The following is a 14,772-nucleotide window of genomic DNA, read 5'->3' as shown; positions in this document are numbered from 1 at the left end:
TTGCCATCAGGCGCTCAGGCGGAAGCGCTTGACCAGGCTCTCCTGCTGCTCGGCGAGGGAGTCCAGCTGCTGGCTGGTCTGGGCCACCCGCTCGATCCCCTGATAGTTGAGATCCGAGATATCGGAGATACGGTTGAGGTTGGTGGCGATGTCGGCGCTGGTCGCCTGCTGCTGCTCGGCGGCAGAGGCAATCTGGCTCGACATGTCGCTGATGAGCACCACGATCCCCTGCACCTCCTCCATGGCGTTGTTGGCGTGGGAGCTCTGATCCATGCAGCTGTCCATCTCGCGCGAGCACTCCTGCATCACGGTCACCGCTCTGGCGACCCCCTGCTGCAGGTTCTCGATCATGGTCTGGATCTCGCTGGTGGATTGCGCGGTGCGCCCCGCCAGACTGCGTACCTCGTCGGCCACTACCGCAAATCCGCGCCCCTGCTCGCCAGCACGCGCCGCCTCGATGGCCGCGTTGAGAGCCAGCAGGTTAGTCTGCTCGGCGATGCCGCGAATGACGTCGAGGATGTTGCCGATCTGGCTGCTCATGCTGCTCACATCGCCAATAACCTTGCCGGTCTGTTGCAGCTTGCCCGCCAGCTGATGGGTGGTGGTGATATTGCCCGCCATCACCTTGCGCCCCATCTCGGAGGCCTTCTCCACATCCATCACCCGCTCCAGAGTCTGGTTGGCAGCCTGCGCCACCTCGCGCACCGAGGCCTCCATCTGGGTCATGGCGGCCGCGACCGAGGCGGTCTCCTGCCGCTGTTTCTCCAGATCGGCCCGCACCGATTCGGTGGTATGGCGGTTGCCGTGAGCAGCATCGTTAAGCTGGGCAGATGCGTTGGAGAGCTGGGCCAGCACCTCCCCCATCTGTTCGATCAGCAGGTTGAGCTGGCTGCCCAGCTGGCCAAATTCGTTCTTGCTCTGAAAGCCGATGCGCTGGGTCATGTCACCGCGAGTCACCTCGGAGAGGACTCGCAGCAGCTCCCGCAGCGGACGGCGGATCGCCTTGCCCAGGGTGTAGGCCACCAGCATGGCGATCAGGATGGCGACCACGATGCTCGCCCCCTGAGTCAGAGTGCTCTGGCGCTGCACCTCTTTGGCATGCTGGATACTGCCGTTCATCAACTGCTGGCTGCTCGCGGTCATCCGCTCCAGCCGGTTCTGGATCTCGACGATAAGAGCGCTGGCCTGCTTGCTCTTCTCCCGCATCAGCTCCTGCTGCTTCATCAGCGCCAGATACTGGGCCAGCACCCCTTCACTGGCCGTGGTGTCGCGCACGAAGCCGTGGACATAGTGGCCCATGTCGTTCTCGAAATTCTTGAGCTCCCCCTGCAGATCCTTGATGGTGCTGTTGAACCCCTCGATCTGCATCTTGTTACGCTTGAGCGCCCCTTCGATGGGAGCCGGGATGGTCTGGTTGAGGGCGTCCATGGTGGAGAGTTCGATGGCAGAGAGCTTGGTGGTCAGGGTCTCGGAGAGCATCTTGATGAAGCTGTCGTCGATGGTGATCATCATGTCACCCAGATTCTTCTTGAACTGGGGCAGGCTGACCTGAAACTGCCCCTTGGCCAGATTGACCTTGTGCAGCCGGGTGAGCAGCGCCTCGTGCTCACCGGGCAGGGTATCGGTCAGTTCCAGATACCGCGCCACCTGCTCGCCAAGGGCGGTCATCTCGCCCTGCAGCTCGGGGTGTTCGGCCACCTGCTGACGCAAGGCGGCCAGGGTCTTGTCGACCTGCGCCTTGGCCTGTTTCAGCTCGGCCACTTCGGCCGGCAGCTGTTTGGGGTCCTGCTCGGTCAGCACATCCCCGAGCCACTTGTTGGCGCTGAGCAGAGAGATCTGGGTCTGACTGCTGGCGATCACCAGCGGCATCGACTGCTGGGTAACCTGTTCCAGCGCCCCGCCGAGGGTCTCCTGACTACGAAATGTGAGCAGTGAGCTGGCCACCATCACGGCCACCAGAATAGCGAAGCCGAGATAGACCCGCTGCAAGATGGAGAGATCCGACATTGATTGTTTCATTATTATCCCGCTGTATATGCAAAAGTCCCTTGCCTGAGTACCCCGTCCTTTTGATACCCTGCAGACCACCCTGAACAGGCGCTACAGATGACGTCCCTCCGGCTATCGGTATTTTTAACAATAACTGAAGGGAATGGGACATCAGCTGTGTCAAATCTCGGCTTGTGTCACACTTGCCGTGCAGCGCGGAGCCGCTTGGGATCCAAATTCGATTTTCTTTTTCTCATAAGGGAGTTAGCCATGGCGCAAGAAACCATTTTCAGCAAAATCATCCGTAAAGAGATCCCCGCCGACATCCTTTATCAGGACGATCTGGTGACCGCTTTCCGGGACATCCAGCCCAAAGCCAAGACCCACGTACTGATCATCCCCAATGTGCTGATCCCCACCGTCAACGATGTGGAGCCGGAGCACGAACTGGCCCTTGGCCGGATGTTCACCGTGGCCCGCAAGCTCGCCGCCGACGCGGGTATTGCCGAGGATGGCTACCGCCTCATCATGAACTGCAACCGCCACGGCGGGCAGGAGGTCTACCACATCCACATGCATCTGGTCGGTGGCCAGCCGCTGGGACCGCTGCTCAGCCTGTAATGACTCGCCACATCGCCACCTGCCGCAGAGCCCTGCTGCTCTGCGGTGCCTTGCTGTTGCTGGGGGGCTGCGCCTCCCGCTGGCAAGACATGTTCGTCTCCTACTCCGATCAGATGGTGCCGCTGCGCAACCAGCTGCTGCTGGGCCATGCCGCCGAAGCGCTGCCCGAGGTGCGCGACTCCACCCTCGGCGATGACACCTTTGTCCTCGATCGCCTTGAAGAGGGGCGCATCGCCTGGCTCGCCGGTCAGGATGCGGGCAGCAAGCAGGCGTTTTCTGCCGCCGACAGTCGCCTCGAGTGGGAAGACAATCAGGCCGAATACCGGCTGAGCCACGGTCTGGATCAGGTGGGCAGCCTGCTCACCAACGACCAGTCGATGGCCTACCTCACCCCCGATTACGAACGCACCATGCTGCACCACTATCTGGCCCTCAACTACCTGCAACGGGGTGATGCCGATGGCGCTCTGGTGGAGGTACGTCGGGCCAATCAGGTGCAGGAGCAGGCCCTGAAACGGCGAGCAGACGAGGTGCGCAAAGCGAAGGATGAGAGCGAAGAGGCCGAGACCGAGGGGGAGATGCGCCAGCTGATGTCGCGCGGCGCACCCGAGCTCGACCGGCTGATCGGCAAGGTCAAGAACGGTTTCCAGAACGCCTATACCTTCTACTTCTCCGCCGTGCTCTATGAGGCTGCGGGGGATCTCAACGACGCCTGGATCGATTACCAGCGCGGCTACCAGATAGCGCCGGACAACCGCAGCCTGCAGGATGCCTTGCTGCGTCTGGCGGTGCTGCGCGGCGCGCCGGACGAGATCCGAGCGACCGAGAAAAAGGTGGGTCGCAAAGCGCCACCACCCGCTAAAAATCAGGGCCAACTGGTGGTGCTGTTTGAAGATGGCCTGATCCCGGCGCGGCGCGAACTCTTCCTGCCGCTGCCCATCTCCACCTCCCACGGCGATTTTCGCACCTTTACCGTGGCCATCCCCTATTACGATAATCGGGCCAGCGACACGGGGCCGCTCACGGTCACGCTCGGCAAACGGGTTGAGCAGACCAGCGAGCTGGTCAGGCTGGAAGCGCTGGCCGCCAAGGATCTGCAGGAGCGGCTGCCCGGTATGCTGACCCGCCAGGCGCTGCGGCTGGTGGCCAAGGAGCAGATGCGCCGCACCGCCGCCAAAGAGGGGGGCGATGTGGGCAATATTCTGGTGGGGATCTTCAACACCCTCTCGGAGCGAGCCGATACCCGCAGCTGGCTGACACTGCCGGCGCAGGCATCTAGCTGGCAGGGGATGGTGCCGGCGGGTGAGGTGAACCTCACTCTGGGAGCGGGTGCTGCCCAGCGCCAGTTGCCGCTGACCATTCATAGCGGCCGCACCACCCTGGTCTGGGTTCAGCGCCTCGGCGCCGGCCTGACCACCCGGGTGATGCCGCTCTGAGCAAGCGGCAAAGAGAGATGAGCAAGACGATTAACCGGGCAGCCCCCAGTGCTGCCCCACTCACTCCAATCAAGGAGAGCAAGATGAAAGCATACGGGTTGGCCCTCGGGCTCACGCTGCTGCTGACCGGCTGCGCCACCAACACCTCCGGCGTGGCGCTCTATGGAGCACCGGGCGCCGCAGCGGTGCCGGAGCAGCATCAAAACGTCAACGTCACCCTGACCGAGCTGAGCCGCCGTGAACAGAACGGCCTGCTGCAGGTCAATGTGGCCGCCGCCAGCACCCAGCGTGGCGACAACAAGCTGCAATATATGTTCTATTGGTATGATGAGGCCGGTCAGGAGGTCGCCAGCGACGGTCGTGGCTGGACACCGCTCAAGCTGCATGGCTATCAGACCCGCACCCTGTCTGCCCTGGCGCCGAGCCCAACCGCCCGCGGTTACCGGATTTATGTACGTGAAGTGATTGAGGAATCCTACTGATGAAAATGAATCATGCCCTGCTGATCCTGACCTCTGCCCTGCTGCTGGGCGGCTGCTCCAGCACCACGGTCAGCTACGGTGATCCGACCGAAACCGAAACGGTCACCGTCGATTACGGCTCAAGCGATCTGCAGGCCATCGCCGACAAGATGGCGGATTCCATGCTGGCCTCCCCCGCAACCAGCGAGATCACCGCCGGCGGCCGTCCGGTGATGTTTATGGACTCTATCCGCAACAAGACCTCCGAGCACATCGATACTGAAGCGATCACCGACACCATCCGCACCAAGCTGCTGCGGGCCGGCAAGTTCCGCTTCGTCGACATGAGCAAGGTTGCCGCCGTCAAGCAGCAACTCGAATATCAGCAGAGCAGCGGCATGGTTGATCCCGCCTCCATGGTGCGGCTTGGCAAGCAGACCGGTGCCCGCTACATGGTCTATGGCAACCTCGCCAGCATCGTCAAGGACAATGGCAAGGTGAAGGATGTCTACTACCAGATGACCATGAACTTGATGGACCTGCAAAGCGGCGAGCTGCTCTGGGCTGACCAGAAAGAGATCCGCAAGCAGGCGAAGAAGTCCACCTTTGGCTGGTAAGGCTGACCCGGTAATGCTCGCCCCCGACGCCCTGCTCGCCACGCTGCCCGTCCCATGGCGGGACGGGGCTCTCGAGCCGCTCGGCGCGGGCCTCACCAACAGCAACTATCGACTGCGCCTCCCTTCGGGGCGCAGTTACTTTTTGCGCCAAGGCCACCCGGACCCGGTGCGCCTTGGCATCGACCGGGCCACCGAGTGGCAGCTCTATCAGGGAGCCATGAGGTCGGGTCTGGCCCTGCCCTGTCATTACGAGGACCCTGCCAGCGGCCTGATGCTGCTGGAGTGGTGCGACGAGCCCAACTGGCTAGAGGCTGCGCCCTCCGTCGCCGAGCAGCCCCGTCTGCTGGCTGAAGTGCTGCGCAAGCTGCATCGCCTCCCTTTGCCCACGGTGGTGATGGCGGTGCGCGCCCACGCCGCCGGTTATCGCACCCGGTTGGCTCAGGTACCGACCTGGTTGCCGACACTGGAGCGCAGCCTGCTTGCCAACCGCGAACCCGACGATTGCTGGCGACCTTGCCACCATGATCTCAATCCGGCTAACTTGTTGGGTCACGCGCCCTGGGTTATCGACTGGGAGTACGGTGCGGCAGGCCATCCCGGCTTTGAGGTGGCCAGCATCCAGCGCACCCACGACTGGCCCGCAGAGCGGCGCCTAGCGCTGGAGGAGCACTATCTGCGCTCGCTACCACGCCATCAGTGGCCCGATTTTCAGAGTGAGGCGTTCATCCCCTGGGTCGACTATATCGGCCTGCTCTGGGCCCTGCTGATGACGGAACAACACGTTTCGCCCGACTACGACGCACTGATTGCCCTCAACCGGCAACGACTGGAGTGACAGATGATCAACAAGGTACGCTGGCACAAGCCAAAAACCTGGGGTCTGCTACTGCTTGGCCTGCTGCTGACCGGCTGCTCGACCCGGGTCATCTACTACTGGATTGATACTGCCATCATCTGGCAGCTGGACGACTATTTCGTCCTCACCTCACCCCAGAAGGATCTGCTGAGCCGCGAGGTCAAAGGGCTGATGGCATGGCACCGCCAGCACGAGCTGCCCCGCTACGCCCGGGATCTCGATACCCTCGCCAAAGCGGTAGCCAGCCCCATGACACCGGAGCAGATCTCCACCAATCTCGATGCGGTGCAGCAGAGCCTGACCCGCACCCTGGAGAACGCCATTCCCCGCACCGTCAGGCTGGCGAGCACCCTGAGCGATGAGCAGGTGACCCGCTTCATGGCCGATCGGCTCAAGCGCCAGCAGGAGCGGCAGCAGGAGTTTGCCAGCGAACCCAAAGAGAAGATGCTGGCGGAGTTTCGCGACAAGATGAACCAGCGCCTCGAGTATTGGATTGGCGAAGTGAAACCGGCGCAGGCGCCACTGGTGGCCCAGTGGGCCGAGTGGCAGTACGAGCTGATGCCCCCCTGGCTCGAGTTCCAGACCTCCTGGACCAAAGAGCTGGACAGGCTGATGCAGCAGCGCCAGAGCCCCGACTTCACCCGCGAGCTGACCGAGCTGCTGGCACAGGGGGACGGCATGATGGATGGCCGCTTCACCGGTTATACCGAGCAGTCGCGCCAGCGCACCGTCAACTGGCTCTGCGCCATGAGCCAGTCGCTGGATCTGGCCCAGCGGGCCCATCTCTACTCCCTGCTCAAGGGCTATGCCCGCGATTTCCAGCAGATGACCGGGAGCTGACCAAGGGGTTTCAGAATAATCCTAATTGGGCGGCAAGGGTTGTCCCGCCTGCGCCGCCTGTGGTAGTTTCCCCTTTCCATTTATCGGGAATACCCTTTTGCGCCTTATCGACAAAGTCAAACTGGGGCTGGTGGCACTCGTTGTCTCGCTCACTCTGCTTTGTTCCATCAATGTGATGGAAGGCCCGCTGCTACCCGATCAGCAACAGACCCAGAGCCTCTCGCAAGCGAGCGAGAGCGACGATGGTGTCATCAAGTTTGTTGCGACCAACCAGAATCACCTGCTGCGTTTTGAGCACTCCCTGCGCAGCGACAACCAGCCCAAAAATGTGGTCTACGAACTGATCCAGAGCTGGTCTGCCCAGGCAATCCTGCTGGTGCTGCTTGGCTGGCTGTTGCTCGCCGCCCAGCTCTACCACAAGCAGCGCTTTCGCGATCCCTTCGCCACCATTCACCGCCACCGGCTGCAGCGCCAGTATCTGCAGTACCGCTTCACCCAGAGCTATCTGAGCGCCTGACCCCGAGGGGTTGGCGCATCCACTGTTTGCTCATCTCCTCCTTCTGACGGATCCCGCTTCGGCCTGATCCGCACTTGATGCATCCATTTTTCTGCGCCTTGCCGAGCCTTGATGCTATCGGCCTGCGCACCATTCTCCTGACAGAGGCCAATTTGCCATGAGAAAAACCAGTCATACCCTTCTCAACCGCATGAGCAAGTGGCAGTACGCCCTACTGCTGCTCATGCTGCTGACCTTTACCTTCTATTCGCTGCCCACCTTCTTTGGTGAGCAGCCCTCTCTTGGTCTGCACGGTCAGCAAAGCCTGACCACCAAACAGCAGATGCTGCTGACCGACAACCACCTGACCCCGGCCAAGATCATCGAACAACCGGAGCGGGTCGAGCTGGTCTTTGCCAGCCAGAGTGAACAGCAAAGAGCCAAACAACTGCTGGAGCAGCAGGGCCTCGACAGCGCAGCCCTGACGCTGGAGTTCCACTCCAACGCCCCGACCTGGATCAGCCGCCTTGGTGCCGATCCCATCAAGCTCGGGCTCGATCTGCGCGGCGGCTCCCAGCTGCTGATCGGGGTCGATGTCGATTTCGTCCTCGATGCCCAGACCAAGAATCTGGTCGACACCCTGCGCACCCGCTTCCGTGAAGCCAATCTGCGCGGTGCCAGCGTGGCCCGGGCCGATCTGGGCAGCGTCAATGTCACCCTGCCGGAAGCTGACGATCAGAGTGGCTGGCTCACCATCATCAAGGAGAGCGCCGGTACCCGTCAGGATCAGTGGAAAATGACCCGCAGCGGCAACCAGCTCAAGTTGGTGCTGAGCGAGGCCGAACGCACCCAGCTCATCAACAACGCCGTGACCCAGAACCTCTCCATCCTCAAGAAGCGGATCAACGAACTCGGCATCGTCGAAGCTTCGGTACAGCGTCAGGGGCAGGATGGCATCCGCATCGAGCTGCCGGGCGTGCACAACCCCAAACAGGCCAAAGAGGTGATCGGGGCGACCGCGTCACTGGCCTTCTACGAGGCCAAGGCTGACAGCCACTTCTACATCGCCGATCGCAACGGTCAGGCCGTCGGCATGGCGCGCCGGCCAGTGCTGACCGGCGAGCACATCGTCGATGCCCGGGCCAACATGGGCGAGATGGGCCAACCGCAGGTCAACATCGTGCTCGACACCCTGGGTGGCAACAAGATGAACCAGTTCAGCCGCCAGCATGTGGGCAAGCCGATGGCGACCGTCTTTACCGAGTACAAGACCAACGCTCAGGGCAAGCTGCGCGCCCAGAGCGAGGTGATCAACGTCGCCACCATCCAGACCGCCCTTGGCAACCAGTTCCGCATCACCGGGATTGGCAGCCTGCCGGAAGCGCAGGAGCTCGCCATGCTGCTGCGCGCCGGGGCCCTCACCGCACCGCTCAAGATCCTGGAAGAGCGCAGTATTGGCCCGACCCTCGGGATGCAGAATATCGAAGCGGGCTTCACCGCCCTCGGTTTCGGTATGGCAGGCATGATGCTGTTCATGATGGCCTGGTATCGCAAGTTCGGCTGGGTCGCCATCACCGCGCTGGTCGCCAACCTGCTGATGCAGGTCGGCATGCTGGCGGTGCTGCCGGGGGCCGTGCTGACCCTGCCGGGGATCGCCGGTCTGGTGCTGACGGTGGGGATGGCGGTGGATACCCACGTGCTCATCTTCGAGCGGATCAAGGATCGCCTGCGTGACGGCGGCTCGCTGGCCAACGCCATCGACTTTGGCTATCGCTCGGCATTTCGCACCATCTTCGATGCCAACATCACCACGCTCATCTGCGCCGTGGTGCTCTACTCCATCGGTTCCGGGCCTCTGCAAGGCTTCTCCATCACCCTCATTCTGGGGCTTATTTCCAGCATGGTGACCGGGATCTGGGGCACACGCGCCATCATCAACCCCCTGTGGGGCCGCAGCAGCGAGCGCACGCTGAAGGTGTAACGGGGCGAACCTCCCCCTGATGAGCGGATCCGGCACCGCCGCCGGCCATGGATATGGCCAGTTGGGCGCACCGGATCAGAGACATTTCCCCCGCCGTGCCAAGGCACGTCGGGATCCGGCCGCCAGCCAGGCGCTGGCAGGCCAAGGAGAGAACTATGTTGAGAATGATTGTTGCCATGGGGCTGACCCGCTGGCGTTATATCGGCCTGTGGGCCTCTATCGTACTGACAGTGGCGAGCATCGCCATGCTGCTGGTCAACGGCCTTGCCCTCGGCCTCGACTTTACCGGTGGCACCCTGCTGGAGTTTCATATCCAGACACTCAAGGAGGCCCATGAGCTCAACGCCATGCTCACCTCCCCGCTGGCAGGCGCGGTGGAGCTCAGCTCTGCCGGTGTCCCCGGCGAGTGGCTGATCAAACTGCCACCGCACGAACTGCCCTGGCAGGCCACCGAGCTTGCCACCATGCTGACCCAGCAACTGGGCATGCCGGTCGAGCTGCTGCGCACCACCATCGTCGGCCCGCAGGTGGGCGCCGAGCTGTTCCAGCAGGGGATGCTGGCGGTGCTGGTCGCCTCCCTCGCCATCTCGGCCTATCTGGCGTTTCGCTTCGAGTGGCGTCAGGCCATCGGCATCCTTATCTCGGTGATCCACGATGCCATCGTGGCGCTGGGGTTGCTGGCGCTGTTCAACATCGAGTTTGATCTCAACGTCATCGCCGGTCTGATGGCGGTGATCGGCTACTCCCTCAACGACAGCATCGTGATTTCGGACCGTTTGCGGGATCTGCTGAGCTCGCGCACCCAGATGGGGATCCACGAATGTTCTGATGTCGCCATCAAGGCCACCTTCAGCCGTACCATGATCACCTCGGGCACCACCCTGTTTACCGTCGGGGCACTGCTGCTGTTTGGCGGCGATACCCTCTACGGTTTCTCCTTCACTCTGTTCACCGGCATTCTGGTGGGGACCATCTCCTCCATCACGGTGGCCTCCACCGTGCAGGAGCTGCTGGGTCTGAGCCCGCAGGCCTATCAGAGGAAGGGTGAGGAGCCGCTGGCAGAGGCGGCATAACCGCCCTTTTTGCGGTTCTTTTTACGGTCTGTTTTACCTCCCACCTTGCGGCCCCTGCACACAAGCAGGGGCCTCTTTCCTGCCCCCTCTGTTAACGCTGTTAGCTTCTTTTTGCGAAGAAAATTTACGAGTGAGCAGATTGACAGCAAAAGATGAAAAAACAACCACACCTTAATAACAAAAAAGTCATTTTATTACGGCATACCCCGCAAAAGTGTGACTGAAAGCACTTTCTTTAGGTCTCAAAAGCGGCAAGATTGTAGTGATTTATCTACAAAGGGATACAAGATGTTGTTACAACCTGCCAATACAGCAAAGGCAAGACAGTTGCTGAACGAGACCATGGCTTTGGTTCTCGCCGGAGGGCGGGGTAGTCGCCTCAAACAGTTAACTGATAACAGAGCGAAGCCTGCAGTCCACTTTGGCGGAAAATTCCGCATCATCGATTTTGTGCTCTCCAACTGCATCAACTCCGGCATTCGCCGCGTCGGTGTGGTGACCCAGTACAAATCCCACAGCTTGCTGCGCCACCTTCAGTCAGGTTGGTCTTTCTTGCGCTATCAGATGAACGAGTTCATCGACCTGCTGCCCGCGCAGCAGCGCGTGGACGAGGTCAACTGGTATCGGGGCACCGCCGATGCGGTCTATCAGAACCTGGACATCATCCGCGACCACGGTCCCAAATATATCGTCGTACTGGCAGGCGACCACATCTACAAGATGGACTACGCCGCCATGCTGCTCGACCACGTCAACATGGGCGCCAAGGTGACCGTTGCCTGTATCGAAGTGCCGCGCAGTGAAGCGAGTGCCTTCGGGGTGATGGCGATCGATGGCGATCGCAAGATCAACGCCTTTGTGGAAAAGCCGGCCAACCCGCCTGCCATGCCGGGCAAGGAAGATACCTCCCTCGCCTCCATGGGGGTCTACATCTTCGATGCCGACTATCTCTATCAGTTGCTGGATGAAGACATCACCAACGACGAATCCCACCACGATTTCGGGATGGACGTGATCCCCCGCGTGGTGCGGGAAGGGACTGCGTACGCTCACCCGTTTGGCATGTCCTGCGTCGGCTGCAATGCCGAGAAGCGTCCCTACTGGCGCGATGTGGGCACTGTGGACTCCTTCTGGGAGGCCAACATGGATCTCGCCTCCGTCACTCCGGAGCTCGATATCTATGATCAGGACTGGCCCATCTGGACCAGCCAGACCATGACGCCGCCTGCCAAGTTCGTGCAGGACAGAAACGGCCAGCACGGCATGACCATCAACTCGATGTTCTCTGGCGGCACCATCGTCAGCGGCTCCTTTATCCTGAGCTCGGTCCTCTTTACCAATGTGCGGGTTCACTCTTTCTGCACCCTGGATCAGGCCGTGGTCTTCCCCGGGGTAGAGATCGGGCCGGGCTGCCGCCTGCGCCGGGTGGTGATCGACAAGGGGTGCAAGCTGCCGGAAGGGATGGTGATCGGTGAAAACGCCGATGAGGATGCCCGTCGCTTCTATCGCTCCGAACAGGGCATAGTCCTGGTAACCAAAGAGATGCTGGACAAACTCAAGGCGTAATATCACGTCTTGAACGGGGCTCTGGCCCCTATTCGAAGGGGCCATCAGGGCCCCTTTCTTGTTTCTCTGCGGTGTCGAGCCAGCTCCCCTTTATGCTTCTTTTGCTCTCTCCCCTACGCAACCGTAAACATTTGATTACAAAAGTCACTCCCCATCACGCTATGCTTCGCTATTTTATTACCATAACGACTATGTCAACGCGTTTTTATCTGCATAAATGGCAGTAAACCCGCTTGTTTCACTTGATTGTTTGCTTTTACTTGGTAAGGTGAGGGCGGTTGCGTAACAAAGCACGTACCATCGTAAATATATATGTACGGCTGCTTTTAGAATTCAGTCCAGAGAGAACGACATCATGCAAAGAGATCCCCTGAACAACATCCATATCCAGTCCGAACAAGTGATGATCACGCCTGCCCAGCTCAAGGAGAAATTGCCTATCTCCGCCAAGGCGCTGGCATTCGTGCAAGGGGCCCGCAATACCATCGCCGATATCATCCACCGCCGTGACCACCGCCTGCTGGTGATCTGCGGCCCCTGCTCCATTCACGACATGGAGGCCGCCAAAGAGTACGCAACCAGACTCAAGGCCTTGCATGATGCCTATCAGGACTCTCTCTACATTGTGATGCGGGTTTACTTCGAGAAACCCCGCACCACGGTGGGCTGGAAGGGCTTTATCAACGACCCCAATCTGGATGGCACCTTCGACGTAGAGCTGGGGCTGCACCGTGCCCGCGAGCTGCTCTGCTCGCTGGCCGAGATGGAGCTGCCGCTGGCGACCGAAGCACTCGACCCCATCAGCCCGCAATACCTGGCCGAGCTCTTCTCCTGGTCGGCCATCGGCGCCCGCACCACCGAATCCCAGACCCACAGGGAGATGGCATCCGGCCTCTCCATGCCGGTCGGCTTCAAGAACGGCACCGACGGTAATCTGGGCACCGCTATCAACGCCCTGCAATCGGCCTCCTCTCCCCACGCCTTTATGGGCATTAACCAGCAGGGCCAGGTCGCGCTGTTGCAGACCCAGGGCAACCCGGATGGCCATGTGATCCTGCGCGGTGGCAAACACCCCAACTACGACTCGGTCAATGTGTCGCTGGCGGAAGAGGCGCTGGAAAAAGCGGGCCTGCAGCCGGGACTGGTGGTGGATTGCAGCCACGGCAACTCCAGCAAGGATCACCGTCTGCAACCCAAGGTGGCTGACAACGTCATCCACCAGATCCTGGAGGGGAACCGCTCCATCATCGGGGTGATGCTCGAATCCAACCTGTTCGAGGGCAGCCAGTCGAGCGAGCAACCCAAGTGCGAGATGCGCTACGGTGTCTCCATCACCGATGCCTGCATCGACTGGGAGACCACAGAGGCGCTACTGGCCCGTTGCCACAGCCAGTTGGCGGCGCCACTCAAGAGCAGAACTGGCGGTTAAGCCGTGATATCTTGATGCAACATATTGAATCACAAGGTGCCGCCGCTGGCGGCACCCACAGGGACTGAAGATGGCAGAAGAGTTGAATGCCCTCAGGGACAAGATTGATGCGGTAGACCGGCAGCTGATCGATCTGCTGGCCACCCGTCTGGCGCTGGTAGGAGAAGTGGGCGAAGTGAAGAGCCGCCACGGCCTGCCCATCTATGCACCGGATCGGGAGGCCAGCATGCTGGCCCGCCGCCGTACCGAAGCCGAGGCACTGGGGGTGCCGTGTGACCTCATCGAAGACGTGCTGCGCCGGGTGATGCGCGAATCTTACGCCAGTGAAAAAGATACCGGCTTCAAGTGCATGAAGCCGGATCTGGGCAAGGTGGTGATCATCGGTGGTCAGGGCCAGCTTGGCCGCCTGTTTGGCCATATGTTCACCCTCTCGGGCTATCACGTCGATACCCTCGAACAGACCGACTGGCCGCGTGCTGACGAGATCCTCGCCGGAGCCGGTCTGGTGATGGTAGCAGTGCCCATCGACATCACCTGCCAGATCATCGACCGGCTCGGCAACCTGCCCGCAGATTGCTTGCTGGTGGATGTCACCAGCGTCAAATCCGCGCCACTCGAGCATATGCTGGCAGTGCACCAGGGGCCTGTGCTGGGGCTGCACCCCATGTTCGGACCGGATGTGGCAAGTCTCGCCAAACAGGTGATCGTCTGCTGTCAGGGGCGCGACGGCGCCGCCAGCCAGTGGCTACTGGAGCAGATGACCATCTGGGGCGCTCGCCTGCAACAGGTGGAAGCCAAGGCCCACGATGAGGCGATGACCTTTATCCAGGCGCTGCGCCACTTTGCTACCTTTGCCTATGGCTGGCACCTCTCGCGGGAAGGGGCCAATCTGGAGCGACTGCTGGCGTTGAGCTCCCCCATCTACCGGTTGGAGCTGGCCATGGTGGGGCGGTTGTTTGCCCAGGATCCCCACCTCTATGCCGACATCATTTTGTCGTCGCCACAGAACCTCGCGATGATCCGCCGCTACTACCAGAACTTCGGCGAGGCGCTGGGTCTGCTGGAGCGTGGAGACAGGGACGGTTTTATCGAGGCGTTCAGCCAGGTTTCCGGCTTCTTTGGTGACCATGCCGACCAGTTCCTGCGTGAAAGCCGCACCTTGCTGGCACAAGCCAACGATCGCCGCCAGCACAGCTGAGCGAGCCTGCACCAACCGATTGCCAAGGGAAGATGCCTCTCATCTTCCCTTTTTATTGATACGCCCTTAATTGCCACGCTGTTTCTTGGCTCTCCATTTATTGACACACCATCGAAAGCCCCGCTTAAACGCAGGCTGGTGATCCTTTTGCAGACCACGCTCTTCCCTTATCAGCTCACCAGCTGAAAATAACCGCGCCGGTTTTCCTA

At 60.9% G+C, this 14,772-nt stretch carries 13 protein-coding genes; 12 read left to right on the top strand and 1 reads right to left on the bottom strand.

Annotated features, from left to right (window positions below):
• Nucleotides 1–6: 6 nt before the first annotated feature.
• On the bottom strand, nucleotides 7–2,019 hold the full coding sequence (locus NOM67_RS00555) for a methyl-accepting chemotaxis protein (RefSeq protein WP_124242817.1): 2,013 nt from the start codon (nucleotides 2,017–2,019) through the stop codon (nucleotides 7–9).
• A 240-nt stretch (nucleotides 2,020–2,259) separates the two neighbouring features.
• Here NOM67_RS00555 and hinT point away from each other — a divergent pair, with 240 nt between their 5' ends.
• From hinT to tyrA, 12 genes are all read left to right on the top strand, one after another.
• Complete coding sequence (gene hinT / locus NOM67_RS00550) at nucleotides 2,260–2,610, top strand: purine nucleoside phosphoramidase (RefSeq protein WP_041209906.1); 351 nt, start codon at nucleotides 2,260–2,262, stop codon at nucleotides 2,608–2,610.
• Nucleotides 2,610–4,046 carry a COG3014 family protein gene (locus tag NOM67_RS00545; RefSeq protein ID WP_255933089.1) on the top strand — a complete coding sequence of 479 codons (1,437 nt, stop codon included), beginning with the start codon at nucleotides 2,610–2,612 and terminating at the stop codon, nucleotides 4,044–4,046. Before hinT ends, NOM67_RS00545 begins: the two co-directional genes overlap by 1 nt.
• A gap of 83 nt (nucleotides 4,047–4,129) precedes the next feature.
• The gene (locus tag NOM67_RS00540) at nucleotides 4,130–4,528 is read left to right on the top strand and encodes a YcfL family protein (RefSeq protein ID WP_255933087.1); all 399 of its coding nucleotides are present in this window, start codon (nucleotides 4,130–4,132) and stop codon (nucleotides 4,526–4,528) included.
• Nucleotides 4,528–5,124 (top strand): penicillin-binding protein activator LpoB, encoded by a 597-nt coding sequence (gene lpoB, locus NOM67_RS00535; RefSeq protein ID WP_021231012.1) that lies wholly within the window; start codon nucleotides 4,528–4,530, stop codon nucleotides 5,122–5,124. The genes NOM67_RS00540 and lpoB overlap by 1 nt, the downstream gene beginning before the upstream one ends.
• A gap of 13 nt (nucleotides 5,125–5,137) precedes the next feature.
• A complete protein-coding gene (locus tag NOM67_RS00530) occupies nucleotides 5,138–5,959 on the top strand; it encodes a choline/ethanolamine kinase family protein (RefSeq protein ID WP_255933086.1) in 822 nt (273 codons plus the stop codon).
• Between the two features lie 3 nt (nucleotides 5,960–5,962).
• A complete protein-coding gene (locus NOM67_RS00525; RefSeq protein ID WP_042033397.1) occupies nucleotides 5,963–6,820 on the top strand; it encodes a DUF6279 family lipoprotein in 858 nt (285 codons plus the stop codon).
• Nucleotides 6,821–6,917: 97 nt separating this feature from the next.
• Entirely contained in the window at nucleotides 6,918–7,337 is a 420-nt protein-coding gene (locus NOM67_RS00520; RefSeq protein ID WP_156852076.1) for a hypothetical protein, read from the top strand.
• A gap of 157 nt (nucleotides 7,338–7,494) precedes the next feature.
• A complete protein-coding gene (gene secD, locus NOM67_RS00515; protein WP_255933085.1) occupies nucleotides 7,495–9,297 on the top strand; it encodes a protein translocase subunit SecD in 1,803 nt (600 codons plus the stop codon).
• A 155-nt stretch (nucleotides 9,298–9,452) separates the two neighbouring features.
• Nucleotides 9,453–10,370 carry a protein translocase subunit SecF gene (secF, locus tag NOM67_RS00510; RefSeq protein ID WP_255933084.1) on the top strand — a complete coding sequence of 306 codons (918 nt, stop codon included), beginning with the start codon at nucleotides 9,453–9,455 and terminating at the stop codon, nucleotides 10,368–10,370.
• A gap of 288 nt (nucleotides 10,371–10,658) precedes the next feature.
• Nucleotides 10,659–11,936: a glucose-1-phosphate adenylyltransferase gene (glgC, locus tag NOM67_RS00505; protein ID WP_041209897.1), complete on the top strand. Its 1,278-nt coding sequence runs from the start codon at nucleotides 10,659–10,661 to the stop codon at nucleotides 11,934–11,936.
• A 355-nt stretch (nucleotides 11,937–12,291) separates the two neighbouring features.
• Entirely contained in the window at nucleotides 12,292–13,365 is a 1,074-nt protein-coding gene (locus NOM67_RS00500) for a 3-deoxy-7-phosphoheptulonate synthase (RefSeq protein WP_255933083.1), read from the top strand.
• 70 nt (nucleotides 13,366–13,435) lie between these two features.
• The gene (tyrA, locus tag NOM67_RS00495; protein WP_255933082.1) at nucleotides 13,436–14,563 is read left to right on the top strand and encodes a bifunctional chorismate mutase/prephenate dehydrogenase; all 1,128 of its coding nucleotides are present in this window, start codon (nucleotides 13,436–13,438) and stop codon (nucleotides 14,561–14,563) included.
• The last annotated feature ends 209 nt before the right edge of the window (nucleotides 14,564–14,772 follow it).

Origin of the sequence: Aeromonas sp. SG16 (assembly GCF_024436135.1) — a bacterium.
In the GTDB taxonomy this organism is placed as follows: Bacteria; Pseudomonadota; Gammaproteobacteria; order Enterobacterales; family Aeromonadaceae; genus Aeromonas; species Aeromonas jandaei.
The sequence above is the reverse complement of the archived record's forward strand: the minus strand, read 5'-3'. Positions and strand labels throughout refer to the sequence as shown.